Origin of the sequence: Planotetraspora thailandica (assembly GCF_016863335.1) — a bacterium.
GTDB classification, from domain to species: domain Bacteria; phylum Actinomycetota; class Actinomycetes; order Streptosporangiales; family Streptosporangiaceae; genus Planotetraspora; species Planotetraspora thailandica.
In genome coordinates, this window is sequence record NZ_BOOR01000033.1 from 33,312 (window position 1) to 51,797 (window position 18,486).

The following is an 18,486-nucleotide window of genomic DNA, read 5'->3' on the forward strand; positions in this document are numbered from 1 at the left end:
CCAAATCGCGCGGATCTTTCATGGTCTCGTGAGGGCGATGGTCATATAGTGAGTCGGATACACAGTGAATACGTCTAGACCACGGCATGGAGCTGTGAGGTAGCGCTCATGGCACGACGAACGGAGTCGGACTTGCCTTCCGAGCTGGAATCCTGGGTGCGTATGAGGTGTCCGCATATGGTCGGCGTATCCGGGGAGGATGCATGACCCGGAACGATGCGATGGTGGCCGCGAGTGACATCGCCCGGCTGGCCGACGTCGGACGTGCGGCGGTGAGCAACTGGCGCCGGCGCTATGAGGACTTTCCCACGCCCGCAGGCGGAACTGCGACCAGTCCTCTCTTCCTGTTGTCCGAGGTCGAGACCTGGCTGGCCCGTCATGGCAAGGGGTTCGACGTCTCTCTTGGCGATCGCATCTGGCAACGTCTGCGAGCGACGGGCGACGACCTCCGGCTTGGGGAAACAGTTGGCTCCATCGGAGCGTTCTTGCTCTACCTCCAGCGCGACCCCACTGGCTGGAGCTCGCTGACCGGTCAGGGTGACGAGACCCTCGCGGAGAAGATGCAGTCTGCGATCACTGCCGCGGTCCCCGAGCTACCCGGCGTTTTTTTCGCTGACATTGATCCTGTGATCATCCGGCAAGTGGCCGAGTTCGGTGCGGAACAGGGTCACTGCGCGGCATTCGACTTCATCTGCGACCGCTATGTCGATGCGCACTCCCGGCGTCTACTCGTCACCCCCCAGGATGTTGCCGACCTCATGATCGAGCTTGCAGACGTGGCAGGAGGCAGTGTGCTCGACCCCGCATGCGGCCTGGGCACGTTGCTGACCACTGTCGGCGATAGTGAGTTGCTCCTGGGCCAGGAGATCGGTCAGGCTCCGGCGCGGATCACAGCGGCCCGTCTGCTGCTACGCGGCCATGCAGTGGAGATCTCCGCCGCCGACTCGCTCCGCTCTGACGCGTTCCCGGGACGGCTGGTGGATGCGGTGGTGTGCAACCCCCCGTTCAGTGAGCGTGCATGGGGATATGAGGAGCTCGTCAGTGATCCGCGCTGGGAGTACGGCCTGCCGCCGCGTGGTGAGCCCGAACTCGCGTGGTTGCAGCACTGCCTGGCTCACGTTCACCCCGGCAGGCGTGTCGTGATCATGATGCCGGCAGTCGCCGCCAGCCGTCGGTCGGGCCGAAGGATACGAGCTAATCTTCTACGCTCTGGAGCGCTCAGGGCGGTGATCACCGTGACCGCCGGAGCCGGCGCCTCCAGTCAGGCGCCCGACCTATGGGTGCTCAGGCGGCCCGTCCCCAGCGAACGCCCGCCGTTCCACGTGCTCATGGTGGATGCTTCGACAGAATTGTCCATAGCGGCTCCGGCTTGGGCCGCATTCTCGAAGGATTCCGAAGGAACGCCAGACCTTCCGGAGCGATGCCGCGCCCTACCGCTTCTTGACCTGCTTGACGACGATGTCGACATAAGCCCGTCCCGCCACGTCGGACCAACCACCGGCCACGGGGAGGCATTCACGTCGATCAAGGAACGCGCGTTGTCTGTGTTGGGTCGTGTCGGGAAGATCGTGCCTGATCTCGCCCCGGCCACGGCACATAGAGATGTCCCGATGACGACGATCGGCGAGCTGGTCAAGACGGGAGCGATCACCCTGCACCAGGCTCCCTTGAAGACCGACACCAGCAGCGGTGATCTTCCCGCGCTGACCGCCAAGGACGTCCGGGTCGGCCGGCCGCCTACTGGCAGGGGGGCTGCGGGGCCGGGAGCGATCACCACACGTCCGGGCGACGTGGTGGTTCCCGCTCTGGTCAGTGAGACCGTAGCCCGTGTACTAGAGGAAGGGGGCGCAGTGCTCGGTCCCCAGCTCTACCTGTTCCGCGTCGATCGGACGCGGGTCGATCCCTACTTCCTGGCCGGGTTCATCCGCACTGCGGGGAGTGCCGGCACCGCTCGCGCGTCATCTGCCTCGACCCGGATCGATCCGCGGCGTGCCCCCATTCCTCGCGTGCCTCTTGAGGATCAGCAACGGTACGGCGAGGCGTTCCGGAGGCTGGGAGCACTGGAGGATGCGCTTCGAGAGGTCCGTAGCCTGGGGGAGAGCCTGGTACGGCTCGGTTTCGACAGCCTGGCCGACGGATCCCTACAACCCTAGGAGCGGATGTCCGGGCTCGTCGAAGGACACAACCGCAGGCCTCCTGCTCCGCGTCACCCGTACAAACACGATCATCTCGTCTGCGCTTCAGGTGTACCTTTGCCCCATAACCGGCTCGCTGGAGGGGCGCGTGTCTACGGAGCGGACGATCATCTGCGGCCGTTACGAGTTGGACGCCCTTCCCATCGGCCAGGGCGGCATGGGCGCCGTCTACGCGGGCTACGACCAGAAACTCGACCGCAGGGTCGCCGTCAAGCTGATCCGCTTCCCCCTTGGGGTGCAGGACGAGGCCTTGGAGCAGCGTTTCCGCCACGAGGCACGGATCATGGCGAAGTTGGAACATCCCGGAACGCCGGCCATCTACGACGCCGACGTGTACGAGGATGCCGGCGGCGTACTGCGACCGTTCATGGTGATGCAGTACATCGAGGGCGCCACCGTGGACGACATCGTGGCCGAGCATGGTCCGCTCCCCGTGCCGTGGGCCGTCGCCATCGCCGCCCAGGTCGCCGCCGTACTGCAGGCGGCACACCACCGGGGCGTTTTCCATCGCGACCTCAAGCCGTCCAACCTGATGCTCGGCTCTGACGGTGGCGTCAAGGTGCTCGACTTCGGCCTGGCCATGTTCCATGATCCGGAGCTGGCCAAGCTCACCCGTACCGGGACTGTGCTCGGGACGCCCGCTTACATGTCCCCTGAGCAGATCCGGGCGGCCACCGTGGGGCCGCAGAGCGACTTCTATGCCCTTGGCCTGGTCCTGCATGAGATCCTCACCGGGCGTCGGCTCTTCGACGGTCCGACCGAGTTCGCCATCTTCGAGCGACAGGTGAACGAGGCTCCCCGCTCGATCCGAGAGGTGCGTCCCGACGTGCCGGAGGAGCTCGACCGGGTGGTCCTCCGGTTGCTGGCCAAGCGGGCGGAAGACCGGCCTGCGCATGCCGAGGAGATCTATTCGGCGCTGGTGGCGTTCGCGCCCCGGCTTGTTCCGATGCCCGGATACGTGACGCCGACGCTGAGTTCGCTGCGCATGTACGCGGGTGTGATCGGGCGAATCATCGACGATGTGCCGAGCCCTGTATCACCGGTGTCGGCTCCTGAGCCGCCCCAGCCCCATGATGTGGAGTTCAGCCGCGGCGACATCGCCCGGGCCCGTGATGAGGCCGCCTCTCTGGCTGGACAGTCCCGGTACGGCCAGGCGATTGAGGTGCTCAGCGCCGTCGTCGCGCCCGCGAGCCGTGTGCTGGGCCGGGTCGACGACGACGTGACCGCGCTCCGGTTGCACCTGGCCGAAGTGCTGTTCGAGGGCAACGATTACCGCCGGGCGGCCACGGTTTTCGGCGAGCTCTACCGGGACCTGGCTATCAGGTACGGCCCGCGCGACGAGCGGGTCCTGCACTGCCGTCGGCAGGAGGCCACATGTCAGGCCCTTCTGGGGGAGACCACTGAGGCATTGGCTGGCTTGCGCCGCCTGCTGGACGACGAGGAAGACCTCTACGGCAGCCTGGACCCTCGACCGCTGGAGCTTCGGCGACAGATCGGCCTGCTGGAGCTGGGCATGGGCGACACCGGACGTGCCCGTGAAACACTCTCCGGCCTCCTGGAAGACCTCACTCGGGTGTACGGCGCCGAGCATCAGGAAGCGAGTCGGGTGCGGGCTAGCCTCTCGCGACTGTCCATGTGATGCGCGCGGCGGACTCGGTGAACTGAGTACACGCCAAGAAGTCTTGTGTGTAAGGCAAAGTCGGAGTAAAGTGATCGCGGGCTGAGGGGATTTAACCCCTAAATCCAGACGTACCGCTGTTCATTCCTGCTACTGGCTGCGCTGTGTCGGACGATCGTTGGCGTCGATTACTCACCGATTCCTCTTGGTCGCACATTGCTGCGGAATGGTCGGAATGTCAGTATTCCATGGGCTCTTCAGCCAAAATCAACGCTTCATTCACTGACTTGAGGTTGATCAGGAAGGATCATCGCAAACTGTGATAAATCGGCATCGCTTGCTTCCCGGTTGCGCCCGATGAGCGGCGTCAGGCTCGAAGACCTGACGCCGGGCGCCGTCGTGGGCGGAGTGACGCCGAGCGGTGACGTGTCTGTCGTCGCGGTCAAGTGGTACGGCTCGAACGCGGTCAACCTCACCTACCGGACCGACAGCGGCGTGGCCGACCAGCTTCTCTACCGCGATCACGAGTCCCGGCTAGTCCTGCGCAAGAAATCGGCTGCCTACGCCTTTGACGGCGAGGGCGCGCTCTTCAAGCTGGCCGCCGAGGCACTGCGCATCCGCATGGCCGCGCGTTTGGACCCGATGCTCGCCGTCACCACGAGCGACCTCGAGCCGCTGCCGCACCAGATCCAGGCGGTCTATGGCGAGCTGCTCGACCGGTCCCCGCTGCGCTTCGTTCTGGCCGACGACCCGGGCGCCGGGAAGACCATCATGGCCGGGCTCTACATCAAAGAGCTGATGCTCCGGGGCGACCTGGAACGTTGCATGATCGTCGCCCCCGGTGGCCTGGTCGAGCAGTGGCAGGAGGAATTGCTCGAAAAGTTCGGCCTGCGCTTCACCCTGCTCACCCGCCAGCTCGTCGAGGAGCAGCTCGACCAGACCGCGTTCGAGCGCCATCCGCTGCTGATCGCCCGGATGGACCAGCTCTCCCGGAGCGACGAGTTGCAGGAGCAGCTCAGCCAGAGCGACTGGGACCTCGTCGTGGTCGACGAGGCGCACCGCATGTCCGCCCGATACTTCGGCGAGGAGCTGAAGAAGACCAAGCGCTACCAGCTCGGGGAACTTCTCGGCCGCCATGCCCGGCACCTGCTGCTGATGACCGCGACCCCGCACGCTGGCAGTGAGGCCGACTTCCAGCTCTTCATGGGCCTGCTCGACTCCGACCGGTTCGAGGGTAAATACCGCGAGGGCATCAGCTCCAACGACACCGACGGTCTCATGCGGCGCATGGTGAAGGAAGACCTGCTCACCTTCGAAGGCAAGCCGCTGTTTCCCGAGCGCCGCGCCTACACCGTCCCCTACGAGCTCTCCGACGCTGAGCGCGAGCTCTACGAGGTCGTCACCGAGTATGTCCGTGAGCAGATGGGCAAGGCCCAGCAGCTCGCCGCGCAGGGGGAGGGGCGCCGCGGCAATACGGTCGGCTTCGCGCTCACGGTCCTCCAGCGCCGCCTCGCCTCCAGCCCCGAGGCGATCCTCAAATCGCTCGAACGCCGCCACAAGCGCCTCCAGCAGCTGCGCCACGAGCTGTCCACCGGCGGCCACGAGCCGGATGGTCGCCTGAAGCTGCGCCTGGCCGTACTGCTCGGCAAGGACGTCACCGACCTGGACACCGAGCTTGACGACATGCCCAGCACCGAGGTCGAGGAGCTCGAAGACGACGTCGTCGACGCCGCGACCACGGCCCAGACCGTCGCCGAGCTCGACAAGGAGATCGGCATCCTCGCCGACCTGGTCGAGGTCGCCCGCCGCGTGCGAAACCTCGGCACCGACCGCAAGTGGACCGAGCTGTCGGAGCTGCTGCAAAGCCATGCTCTGATCCGCGACACTGACGGTGGCCCACGTAAGCTGATCGTCTTCACCGAGCACAAGGACACGCTCGAATACCTGGTCGACCGCATTCGGGGTCTCATCGGCCGCGATGAAGCCGTGGTCGCGATCCACGGCGGCGTCTCCCGCGACCAGCGACGCCGCATCAAGGAGCTGTTCACCCAGGACAAGGACTGTCAGGTCCTGGTCGCCACGGACGCGGCGGGGGAGGGCCTCAACCTCCAGCGCGCCCATCTCATGGTGAACTACGACCTCCCCTGGAACCCGAACCGGATCGAGCAGCGCTTCGGCCGCATCCACCGCATCGGCCAGACCGAGGTCTGCCACCTGTGGAACCTCGTCGCCGTCGACACCCGAGAGGGCGCTGTATTCGTCCGCCTCCTCGACAAAATCGACGAGCAGCGCCGCGCGTACAAGGGGAAGGTCTTCGACGTCCTCGGCGAGGCGTTCCAGGGTGAGCCGCTGCGCAAGCTCCTCATGGAGGCCATCCAGTACGGCGACCGGCCGGAAGTCCGCGACCGGCTCAACCAGGTCATCGACGCCTCCGTCGGTGAGGGCCTCGACAAGCTGATGGCCGAGCGGTCGCTGGCGCACCACAAGCTCGACGAGAGCGATGTGGCCGCGTGGCGGCTGCGCATGGAGGAGGCCCGCGCCCGCCGCCTGCAGCCGCACTACGTCAAGGCGTTCTTCCTCGCGGCATTCAAGCTGCTCGGCGGGCGCATCTCTGAACGGGAGTCGGGCCGCTACGAGATCACGCACGTGCCGGGCGACCTGGTCGAGCACGATCGCCAGATCAGGGTGGGCGTCCCGGTCCTGCGCCGCTACGAGCGCGTCACGTTCGACCGCGACCTGGTCCGGCCGCCCGGCCGGCCCCGCGCCGGCCTGCTCGCCCCCGGCCACCCACTGCTCGACGCGGTGGTCTCGCTGGTCATCGAGCGGTACGGCACGCAGCTCAAACAGGGCGCTGTGCTGGTCGACCGGCGCGACGTCGGAGAGGAGCCGCACCTGCTGGTCGCGGTCTCCCAGGAGGTCGCCGACGGCGACGCACGCGTCATCGCCAAACGCTTCGACTTCGTCGAGATCGGCCCAGCCTCGGCCCGTACGGCCGGGGCCGCGCCGTACCTGGACTACGCGCCCGCGACTGAGCAGGAGCGTGCGGCTGTCGGTGCGGTGCTGGACCAGGACTGGCTGGCCGGCGGTGTGGAGGACGTCGCCGTCGCGTGGGCGGTCGAGCACGGGCTCGCCACGTTCATCGGCGAGCTCCGCGAGCGCCTCGCCGCCCAGACCGCGCGGACGCGCTCTCTGGTACGGCAGCGCCTACTCCAGGAGATCAACTACTGGGACACCCGGCACGCCGACCTGCTCGACGCCGAGCTGGCGGGCAAGGTGCTGAAGCTCCGCCCGGAGACTGCCGAGAAGCGCGCCCGGGCGCTGGAGGCCCGGCTGGAGCGCAGGATGGCCGACCTCGACCGGGCCCAACTGCTCCAGGTCAAGGCGCCATCGGTGGCCGGGGCCGCGCTGGTCGTGCCGCAGGGCCTGCTGGACCGGCTGATGGGCCTGCGTGATGGCCCGGTGGAGGCGTACGCGCGTGAGACGGCGGCCGTGGAGCGCCGCGCAGTCGACCGCGTGCTGGCCGAGGAGCGCAAGCTCGGCCGGCTCCCGGAAGAGATGCCGCACAACAACCCCGGCTTCGACGTGAGGTCGCGGACCGTCGACGACCACTGGATCTTCATCGAAATCAAAGGCCGTGTAAACGATGCAAAGGACTTCCACGTCACACGAACGGAAGTCCTGACAGGTAAGAACTCGGGCTCCAACTTCCGGCTTGCGCTCGTCAGCGTGCATCCGGACGGACCGGAGCGTGACGAGGTGCGGTACGTAGCCGATCCCTTCAGGGATGTGGACTTTGGCGATTTCTCCGCCACTGACCTGGTTGGCGACTGGAACAAGGAATGGGCACGAGGAGGAGCACCGGTATGAGTACTGAGACCGGAACGGGTGGATACCGGCGCAAACTGATCGAGGTGGCGCTGCCGCTTGAGGAGATCAACAAGCAGTCGGCTCGTGAGAAGTCGATCAGGCACGGTCACCCGTCCACACTCCACCTGTGGTGGGCCCGCCGGCCACTTGCCGCCTGCCGGGCTGTGCTCTTCGCCCAGCTCGTGGACGACCCCTCGTCGCATCGTGACAAGTTCCGTAGCGACGAAGACGTGGCTCTTGAGCGCAAGCGCCTCTTCAACATCATTGAGCGCCTGGTCGACTGGGACAACATCAACGACAAGGCGCTCTATAAGCAGGCGTACGAGGAGATCCTGAAGTCCTGCGACGGCAATCCCCCGCCAATCCTCGATCCCTTTGCTGGAGGCGGTTCGATCCCGCTGGAAGCGCAGCGCCTTGGCTTGGAGACGCACGCCTCCGACCTGAACCCGGTCGCGGTGCTCATCAACAAGGCACTTATCGAGATCCCACCGAAGTGGGCGGGCCAGCCTCCGGTGTTTCCCGGTGCGGCCGAATCCCGGATGGGAGAGTGGCCCGGCGCATCTGGTCTCGCCGAGGACGTTCGCCGTTACGGCCAGTGGATGTGCGACGAGGCCGAGAAGCGCATAGGTCACCTCTATCCCAAGGCGAAGCTGGGGGATGGCACTGAGGGCAACGTCATCGCCTGGATCTGGGCCCGAACGGTCACCTGTCCGAACCCTGCTTGCGGCGGCACCATGCCGCTAGTTCGCTCCTTCTGGCTCGGTAAGAAGAAGGGCAAAGAGCGCTACGTTGAGCCGATCGTTGAGGGCAAGCGCGTCCGCTTCGAGATTCGGGGACCCAAGGGACAGGCTCGTGAAGGCACGGTCGGCCGTACTGGTGCCGTGTGCATGATCTGCAACGACCCCGTACCACTTACGTATATACGGGATGAAGGAAAGGCTAAAAGGATTGGGGCGCAGCTTATGGCCGTCGCTGCGGAGGGCCCAAGGATGCGTCACTACCTTCCTCCTACCGAAGAACATGAGCGAGTTGCTTACGTGCCTCGCCCTGATGACGTACCTGAGGGTGAACTTCCGGAGCAGGCCCTTGGTTTTCGCGTCCAAGGCTACGGGATGACCGCGTGGGCAGACCTATTCACCAATCGCCAGCTCGTCGGGCTGACGACGTTTAGCGACCTTGTTAGCGATGCTCGGGGAAGGGTTCTAGCCGATTTCCTCGCGGTCGGACTTCAGCATGATGACGCCGCTCTCTCTAGTGCTCAAGCGTACGCTGATTCAGTGGCCACCTACCTGGCATTAGGGATGAGCAAGATTACGGATATAAGCAATACTCTTTGCAGATGGAAGCCCACAATGGACCAGGCGATCGGAATGTTTGGACGCCAGGCGATTCCGATGGTTTGGGACTATGCAGAAACTCAGCCTTTCGGCTCTGCAGCGGGGGCATTCCTAGTTAGTTTGACGAATCTCATCAAACCTTTGGAGGCGGCTCCAGTTAGTGGAGCGTCAGAGGTTAGACAAATCAGTGCCTCATCGCGCTCCTATGATGGTGTACTAGTCTCCACTGACCCGCCATACTACGATAATGTGGGATATGCAGATTTATCCGACTTCTTTTACGTTTGGCTGCGCCGTTCGCTTAGGTCTGCATTCCCTGATCTCTTGGGGACGATGCTAACACCAAAGGCCGATGAGCTCGTAGCTGATCCGTTCCGCCGGGGCGGAAGGGATGAGGCGAACCGATTCTTTGAGCAGGGATTCCAACGGGTCTTCGAAAACGTTCGGGCGGGCGCTCTAAATGCTTATCCGATGACGGTTTTCTATGCTTTCAAACAATCTGAGAGTGACGATGGCGGCGAGGCCTCGACAGGATGGGAGACTCTGCTTGAAGGAATGGTTCGGTCAGGATGGACGGTCACCGCTACGTGGCCAATTCGGACCGAGTTGGGCAACAGGATGCGTAGCTTCGACAGCAATGCACTGGCCTCCTCGGTGGTCCTGGCATGCCGGCCTCGCTTCGAGGGCGCGGCGAAGATTGATCGACGAGGGCTGATTAACGCGCTCAAGGCAGAACTTCCGGATGCTTTACGTGATCTTCAGCAGGGCGGCATCGCTCCCGTGGACCTTGCACAGGCTGCCATTGGGCCGGGTATGGCCGTATTCTCCCGGTATGCGCGGGTGACCGAGTCGGATGGCTCACCAATGGGTGTTCGTGCGGCGCTCGTCCTCATTAACCAGATCCTTGCCGAAGTCCTGTCGGAACAGGAGGGGGACTTCGATTCCGATACTCGCTTTTGCATCAAGTGGTTCGAGACCCACGGCTTCGACGAGGGGAAGTTCGGCCAGGCCGAGACGTTGTCCAAGGCCATGGATACATCTGTCGCTGGTCTTGACCGCTCTGGGGTGCTGAAAGCGCGAGCCGGTGTTGTGCAGCTCTTCAGTTCGAGCGAGCTTCCTGCTAGCTACGACCCACAGGCTGATGACCGGATCTCAGTGTGGGAAGTCGTGATGCATCTCGCCAAGCGGCTCGACGAGCAGGGTATCGAAGCCGCTGGGCAACTCATGGCCGCCGCGAAGCGTCGCATCGATCTCGACACCGCCAAGGAACTCGCCTACCTGCTCTATTCGATCTGTGAGCGGCGCAACTGGGCCCAGACCGCGCTGCTCTTCAACGGGCTCGGCACGGCCTGGCCGGAGATCGAGAAGGCGTCCCGCTATGCCGCACCGATCAGTAACGCGCAGCAAACCCTCGACCTCACCCCCGAAGAGGACTGACGACAATGGCATTCAGCAACAGGGACAGGATCGGCCGCGGGCTGGAGATCCTCGGGGCGGGGCTGGAGCCTTTCGTCGACATGATGATGGACATGGCCATGCCCGGCAGCAAGGACTGGGTGGAGGTCCTCCAGGCCCGGGACGCGGCCAAGCACGGGACGAACAAGGTCTACGAGAAGACCGACGTACGGTTCCTGCTCCGAGTCATCGTCGAGGAGTGGCGCGTTTTCAAGGACCGGCTTTCCCGGGTGGAGCAAAACTTCGCCGGCGAGCTCAAGGAGGTCGGCAACAAGTGGGCGCACACGAAGCCGTTCTCCGCTGACGACACCTACCGGGCGCTCGACACGATGGAGCGGCTGCTCACCGCCGTCGGCGCGATGGACCGGGCAGAGGAGGTGCGCAAGCTGCGGCTGGACCACCAGCGCAGCGTCTATGACAGCGAGACCCGCAAGGCAACCAGCGTGGTCACCTCGATGCCCATCATCGATGCGAACGGCCTCAAGCCGTGGCGCGAAATCGTCAATCCGCATCCGGATGTGGCCGCGGGCAAGTTGGACGCCGCCGAGTTCGCCGCCGACCTCCACATGGTGTCGATCGGGGAGAGCACCAGCGAGGAGTACACCGATCCGATCCAGTTCTTCCGCCGCACCTACCTCACCGAGGGTCTGCAAGATCTCGTTCGCAGGGCCGTCTCCCGGGTAGGCGGGGACATGAACGCCACCCCGGTCTGGAACCTGCAGACCAACTTCGGCGGCGGCAAGACTCACTCCATGCTTGCCCTGTGGCACATCTTCTCCGGCACGCCCATGCACGAGTTCCCGCAGGAGGTCGTCGACCTGTTGCGGGACGCCGACACCAGCGCGGTCGGTGGGAGGGTCAGTCGGGCTGCGCTCGTGGGCAACCACATCGATCCGGCGGCGGGTGTGACGCATGACGATGGCATCCACACGCACACACTCTGGGGTGAGCTCGCCTGGCAACTCGGCGGCCGGGAGGCGTACGAGATTGTCCGGGTGGCCGACGAGGCGCACACGAACCCGGGGGACGCGCTGCGGCAGCTCCTTGCGGCCTATTCGCCTTGTCTGATCCTCATCGATGAGTGGGTTGCGTACGCCCGAGTACTCTTCGGCCGCGATGACCTCGCAGCCGGGACCTTCGACACTCAGTTCACGTTCGCCCAGACCATCACCGAGGCGGCGAAAGCAGTCCCCGGAGCGCTACTCGTCGTTTCCATTCCCGCTTCGAGCCGCGGCGAGACGGAGAATGGGATCATGGGGAGCGCATTGGAGGTCGGCGGTGTCAACGGTCAGGCAGCGCTGGACCGCCTCCAGAACGTCATCCGCCGCGTTGCGCAGCAGTGGCAGCCAGCCCGGGCGCACGAGTCGTTCGAGATCGTACGGCGGCGTTTGTTCGAGGAACCCGACGCCAAAGCCAAGGCCGAGATCGGGGCGATCGCCAAGCAGTTCTGGAAGTTCTACAACGACCACAAGGGTGAGTTCCCCCGGGAGTGCTCGGAGACGTCGTACGAGCAGCGGATCGTCAACGCTTATCCCATCCATCCTGAGTTGTTCGACCGCCTGTATGAGGACTGGTCGACGCTGGACAGGTTCCAGCGGACTCGTGGTGTGCTGCGGCTGATGAGCACGGTGATCCACAAGCTCTGGGTGGCGCAGGATGCCGGGCCTCTGATCATGCCGGGATCGGTCCCGCTTAACGACCCAGCGGTGGCGAGCGAGCTCACGCAGTACCTCCAGGACAACTGGAAGACCGTGCTGGAAACCGATGTCGACAGCGAGACAGCGACCCCGGTGCAGATCGACAAGGAACGCACCGTCTTCGGCAAGCGGGCGTTGACGCGGCGCCTTGCCAGAACGCTGTTCCTCGGGGCCGCACCGACGCTGACTAAGCAGCACAAGGGCATCGAACAGCAGAACCTCTGGCTTGGTGTGGCGATCCCCGGCGACGTCGTCGGCAACTTCGGCTCTGCACTGCACGTCCTCACCGATCGGGCGACCTTCCTCTATGTGGACGGTGCTCGTTACTGGTACGACACGCAGGCGTCCGTCACTCGCACCGCGAAGGACTATGCCGAGCGGCTGTACAAGGAGGACGTGTGGCTGGAGATCGTCAAGCGGCTGCGCTCCAAGGAGCCCAAGGTCCGCGGCGACTTCGCGGCGGTCCATGTCACTGACGACAGCCAGGATGTGCCTGACAGCGGTGACGCCCGGTTGATGATCGTGCATCCGAAGTTCGTGCACGCCAAAGGGGACGACAATTCTTCGGCCCGCGTCTTCGCACAGAACGTGCTCGACGCTCGGGGATCCTCGCAGCGGATCAATCGGAACATGCTCGTTTTCCTGGCCGGAGACGCCAAGCGGATGGAGGAGCTTGGCGAAGTTGTCCGGGAGTATCTGGCCTGGGACAACATCGCCGGGCGGAAGGAGGAATTGGACCTCACGGTTCAGCAGTCCAAGCAGGTGGATACCCGGTTGACCAACGCCGACGAGACCGTCGATCTGCGCATCCGCGAGACGTATCACTGGGCGTTCGTGCCCGATCAGCAGCCGGGTGCGCATATCACCTTGCAGACGGAGAAGGCCGATGGCAGCAAGGAGAGGCTTGCTGAGCGGGTCAGCGCCAAACTGAGGCAGCGTGACGCGCTTCGGACCGTGCAGGCGGCCTCCGTCATCCGGGGCAACCTGGACGGGCCGTTGGCCAGCGTCTGGGAGAGGGGCCACATCTCCGTCGAGGAGCTGTGGAGCTACTACTGCAGGTACCCGTATCTGCCCAGGCTGCGCGACCGGGGCGTGCTCGACAGCGGCATTCTCGCCGGGCTGGACGAGTTCGACTGGGAGGCCACCGGCTTCGCCCTCGCCACAGGCTACGACGGCACGCGCTTCGAGGGCCTGGCTGTGCCGCCGACAGGCCGGTTCGGGCAGATCACGGACGGCACGCTGCTTGTCAGGCCTGACTTGGCGATCGCCCAGCGGGAGGCAGAGCAAGTGCCGGCTGGCAGAGGTGCCGGAGGTGCCGGTGGCGGTAATGCGGGCGGTGGGGACGGCTCAGGCAGCGGCGGTGGTGATGGGCAGACCGGCGGGTCCACCGGCCAGACGGGCGACGGCCAGCCGGGTGGTGGAGACGTCACGCCGCCCGGTCCGAAGAACGTCCGGTTCTTCGGCGCGGTCAAGCTCAACCCCGAACTGCCGCAGAAGAGCTTCACCAAGATCTACACCGAGCTCGTCCAGCACCTGAGTGCGGTCGACGGCGTCGAGCTGGAGCTCGCCATCGAGATCAGGGCGAAGCGGGCCGACGGATTCCCCGAGGACAAGGTCCGCATCGTCTCCGAGAACGCCAAGGTGCTGAAGTTCGACCAGTTCGGCTTCGAGGATCGGTGAACTGGCACGGGCCGGCGTGATCCGGCCCGTGTCCGATCGCCCGTACCCGTCTAGCGCCGCAACCGGCACGTTGAGACCTTGGTGAGGATGAATGGTGCAAGACACTCGCCGAGTGCAGACCGCAGTGCTCGGCAGCCCTGACTCCGACCGTGGCTTGTCGCTGCCGACCGAGCGCAAGGAAGCGGAAGCGTACCTGTCCAGGTACCGAGGGCGAAAGTTCTACTGCGGTGTACTGATCGGCGGCTGCGGTTGGCGGCTGATGGACAAGCTCTACGGTGACCGGGTCTGTCACTTCGCGCATTTCCCCGACACCAAGGGGATGGCCCCCGAATGTGAGCGCCGTTACCTCGGCGCGGACAGTGCCGACCATCTCTTCATCCATCGAGGTCTGAGCTCGGGCCTGACCGAGCTGCCCCGCTTCGAGGGACGGCTCGAGGCTGGACGGTGCATTGATCTACTCGTCCGTCGTCGTCAGACCAAGTCCGCCATCAAGGTCCAGTTCGTCAACCTTTCTGCCGATGAATGGGAGCAACAGGACGACGTGCTGCGCGCCCAGTTCGGGCACGTCGACTGGATGCTCGGCCCCACTGCGACCAGAACCAGCAGGTATCTGCTTGAGCGTGACGGCTATGCGCTGCGGGTCCGATGCGAGGAGGGGAAAGGAGGCGCACGCGTCGTCAAGGTCGGCACGGAGACCAGCGATGGCGACCTTGAGTGGAGCAGCCTGGACGACTGCGAGATCACCGCGAAGGGAGTCGTGACACCACTCCTGCGCAAGGTTCGGGCCAGCCGGCGACCTCCCGCCGAAAGGACGACTCCAGCTCTCCCGGGATTCCCTTTGGCAGTCAAGGACATCATCGTCCGGCCACGGGAGAGCACCACCAAGGCGATCAGCGGCCCCGGTATCCCGCCGAACTCATATGCCGTCCCTGCCGACGTGACAGTAGTCGGGATTGTAGAAGTCACTGCTCGAATCATGATCCCCGACGGTGTCGACTTGGTAGCGGAGGCCCCGCATCAGCTGGTTGAACCCGCCACGATCGATGCGAGGGTTCTCGAAGGCCAGCCCAGACCAGCATGGACGATCTTCAGTGCGGGGCTTGTCCAGATTGGAGAGCCTGAGGAGCGGGCTGCCGGACTGCCCAGTGTGTCTGTTGGAGCTGCCGAGCTAGCGACGAAGCCAGTCGAGGGACCAGTATCTGCGACGACCTCCGTAGTCCGAGAGACCGCAGATGGGGAGGAGGTGCTCCGAGGGAAGCTCAATACACTGATCGATGCCCTTCGTAAGGCTTACAGAGACGACAATCAGCAGCTCTTTATGGAGTTGCTCGAGGCGGACGCGGAACTACTTTCCACCAAGGCGGTCTTGGGGCCAAGATTTTGGCGCGAGAGCGGGAAGATCGACGAGTATCGCCGACGCTTGACGGCGGGTACGGCTAGCCCCGCGGAGGTCTGGTGGACTGTTCGAAATAAGGCACTCGATCTCGATAAGAAGATCCAGAAGGCCAAGGCCGAGAACGACATACGTGCTGTCCGCGGATACATTGGCGAGCTCAGAGAGATCTTGGCGTCAGCGCCCGGTGCCCTCGATCACAAGTATGAACGTAGAGTGCTTGATGATCACGAGGCGTGGCTGAACGCCCTTCCTGTCCAGGAACTACCCGAGCCTCTTACTTCTTCACGTTCGCCTCGCCCGGATGAGCGCACCGCCGATGTCGCGGCCACCATGGAAGATCGCAGGCGGCTGCGAAGCCTCGTCGACAGACTTCAGAATGCGCAGCGAGTTGGCACAGTTGAAGGTGCTCAAGTTCTTCTTGATGAGGCGATGCGCATCCTTCAGCAATTGCCTGATGAAAGGCTTTCTTATGAGCGTAACCGTCTCCACATGGCCGTTGAGTGGTTGGCGGGATCTAGCCAAGAGCTTGTAACAGATGAGCCCTCTCGTCGGATGGAATTAGGCAACCTTGCTGAAGACTCACTCGTTTCTTCGAAAACGAGGGCGGCGGGGCGATTGGCTGAGCGCATTCGGTATGTCTTGACTCAGGTGGCCCGTCAGCAGGTTACGATTACGTGGGAACTCCTATCGAATTTTAGAGGTTACGGGGCGCCGACGCCTTCGGAGGAGGCCGACCTGTGGATTCATGTACTCATCCTCTTGGATAAATCCACGATTACCACGCAACCGATGCTGTCCGCATTGATCACGACAAGCGGTGGGGATGTGAATCCCAGGTTCCCCCAGGTTTTGACAGGACTGGGGTTTCAGGTGCCCCAGACTGCCAAGGCTTTTGAGCTGGCGTGGTTACGGGAGGTGGAGCGCACACATGCCTTCTACGGGAAGCCGCCATGCCTGATGCCTCCAAGTCTTCTGCTCCGAAAAGCAACTCGCGATGAGCAGCCCCCGTGACTGCGAGTCGCCTAAAGAAGATTGGCGCCACGAGACTTCTGGCCCAACTACGAGCGGCGATGGCACGCGGGGCTTCTCACTACGGTGATGAGCTGCGCTAGCTGTGATCACCACTTTCTGTAATCAAGCATGAGGTCAGATCGATTCATTAAGGAGCCGGAAGCAACGGCTGATCACGTACTGTCAGGCCCCCAACTGATCCACGGAGCTCGCATGCCGGTTGAGAAGGCAGAAAAAGACGTCCAGACCCTGGTGGGCCAGATCTCGAGCAAGGAGATCCTCCTGCCCGAGATCCAGCGCGGCTACGTCTGGAAGCCGACTCAGGTCGCAAAGCTGGTGGAGTCGCTCTACCGCGGTTATCCGACTGGGTCGCTGCTGTTCTGGAAGACGAACGAGGCACCGGCCACCCGCCGGGTGGCGATCGGTGAAACGCAGGACAAGCCCGCCGTCCAGCCGCTGTACCTGCTCGATGGGCAGCAGCGCCTCACCTCGTTGCACCGGGTGCTCAACGACCATCGGGAAGCGCAGATTGTGTTCAACGTCGAGACCGAGGCGTTCCAGAACCAGAGCGCAGCTACCGAGAAGGACCCGCGGTGGATCAAGGTCTATGAAATCGTCCGGCCCGGGGCTAAACAGTTTCCCCTCGTCGGCAGGCTTCACGAGGCTGTTCCCTCGCTCGACCCAGATCTCATCGGGGAGCGCGTGGGCAGGCTCGCAGCGATCCGCTCCAGGGCGTTCCACATGGAGATCCTCACTGACTTTCCATACGACGAGATCGCGCAGATCTTCGTCCGGGTCAACAGCGGGCGCCCGCTTAAGACGAGTGACCTCGCGTTGGCCACGCTTTCGGCCCGCTGGCCGGGGACGCTGGAGAAACTGGAGGCCGAGGCCAGGGAGTGGGCCAAGAAGCACTACCAGGATCTCGATATAACGTTCCTCACTCGTGCGCTGACGGGCACGGTGCTGGGCCGCGGCCTGTCCACGTGGTCACACGGGCGGCTGATCGCGGCAAGCGATGAGGAACTTGAGGCCGGCTGGGCCACCGTCCAGCGGGGCCTGCGTCACCTCATCCCACTGCTCCGCGAGAATCTCAAGGTCAGCAACAGCAACCTCATCCCCTCGCACGTCGCGCTGCTTCCGCTCATCGTGCTGCTCGGCGAGCGCCCGGACGAGCCAATGGACGAGGACACGGCCAACGGCATCATCTACTGGTTCCTGCTCGCCAACATCCGCAACCGCTACAGCAGTTCAGCTGACACCCGACTGGGTCAGGACATTCCCGCCGCGCGCGAGAGTGAGCCGGTCAAGCAGCTGCTGGGCAACCTCGGCGTCCGAGGCGCGCGCATCGAGGTGACTCCTCAGGATCTGGTCGGCCGCACAGTCGGCAGCCCGTACTTCTTCCTCAGCTACCTCGGCGCCAAGCACGCCGGCGCACACGACTGGTGGTACGGCACCGAGATCTCCGCTACGGCTGAATCCGGCCAGAAGCTCGAATACCACCATATCCATCCGCAGGCCACCCTGAAGAATCACCCCGGCAGCTACAGCAAGACCGAGATCAATGACCTGGCCAACCTGGCGTTCATCTCCGGTACGGCGAATCGAAGGATCAGCGACCGGTCTCCGAGCGACTACTTCACCGACCAGAAGCAGCCGCTGACCAAGGCGGAGTTGGCCGCGCACTTCGTGCCTTACGACGAGCACCTGCGGCACGCCGACGCCTACCGGGACTTCCTGAACGCACGTCGGGCGCTGCTGGCCGACGCGATGTCCGCACTGATCGACCGCTACCGGCCGAAGTGGCTGGACGAGGACGTGACCGCGGCGGATCCCCTCGCGGGTTGTGCTCTGGAGTTCCAGCTCTTCCAGAGCTCGTGGGACTCCAGTCAGATCGTGGCCAGGGCCACCGGAGAGGGCTTCGAATGGACCGGCTCGCTCGGCCTGGCCGAACTCGAAGCCGCCATCGAGGCCGCCGACGGCGGATTGGACAGCGACATCGAAATATCGAAGGAGATCGTCCCAATCCGCGTCGAGAGCGACACCCTCACGATTCCGATCGGGCCGTTCCTCGTGTCGGGGACCATCGAGTCCTGGCGCAAGACGCTGGATCGCGAGAAGGGCGACGCCCAGCCGCTGTCACAGTGTCCCGGTGTCGAACCTCGTCCTTGGGAAGTCGAGCCGATCCCCTTCCCCGTCACCAACATCGAATGATCCACCTCTAGGAAATAGT

7 protein-coding genes are annotated in these 18,486 nt (G+C 64.1%); all 7 read left to right on the top strand.

The window, feature by feature from the left end; genetic code table 11:
* The first annotated feature begins 203 nt into the window (after positions 1–203).
* The 7 genes from Pth03_RS22275 to Pth03_RS22305 all read left to right on the top strand — a co-directional run bounded on the left by Pth03_RS22275 (position 204) and on the right by Pth03_RS22305 (position 18,467).
* Positions 204–2,153, top strand: coding sequence for an N-6 DNA methylase (locus Pth03_RS22275; protein WP_203946292.1), 1,950 nt, complete (start codon positions 204–206; stop codon positions 2,151–2,153).
* Between the two features lie 130 nt (positions 2,154–2,283).
* A complete protein-coding gene (locus Pth03_RS22280; RefSeq protein WP_239119266.1) occupies positions 2,284–3,834 on the top strand; it encodes a serine/threonine-protein kinase in 1,551 nt (516 codons plus the stop codon).
* 336 nt (positions 3,835–4,170) lie between these two features.
* Complete coding sequence (locus Pth03_RS22285) at positions 4,171–7,680, top strand: helicase-related protein (RefSeq protein WP_203946294.1); 3,510 nt, start codon at positions 4,171–4,173, stop codon at positions 7,678–7,680.
* Positions 7,677–10,454, top strand: a complete 2,778-nt coding sequence (locus tag Pth03_RS22290) for a DUF1156 domain-containing protein (protein WP_203946295.1) — start codon at positions 7,677–7,679, stop codon at positions 10,452–10,454. The genes Pth03_RS22285 and Pth03_RS22290 overlap by 4 nt, the downstream gene beginning before the upstream one ends.
* Before the next feature lie 5 nt (positions 10,455–10,459).
* The gene (locus Pth03_RS22295; RefSeq protein ID WP_203946296.1) at positions 10,460–13,849 is read left to right on the top strand and encodes a Swt1 family HEPN domain-containing protein; all 3,390 of its coding nucleotides are present in this window, start codon (positions 10,460–10,462) and stop codon (positions 13,847–13,849) included.
* Positions 13,850–13,961: 112 nt separating this feature from the next.
* Entirely contained in the window at positions 13,962–16,256 is a 2,295-nt protein-coding gene (locus tag Pth03_RS22300) for a hypothetical protein (protein WP_203946297.1), read from the top strand.
* 213 nt (positions 16,257–16,469) lie between these two features.
* A complete protein-coding gene (locus Pth03_RS22305; protein WP_203946298.1) occupies positions 16,470–18,467 on the top strand; it encodes a GmrSD restriction endonuclease domain-containing protein in 1,998 nt (665 codons plus the stop codon).
* The last annotated feature ends 19 nt before the right edge of the window (positions 18,468–18,486 follow it).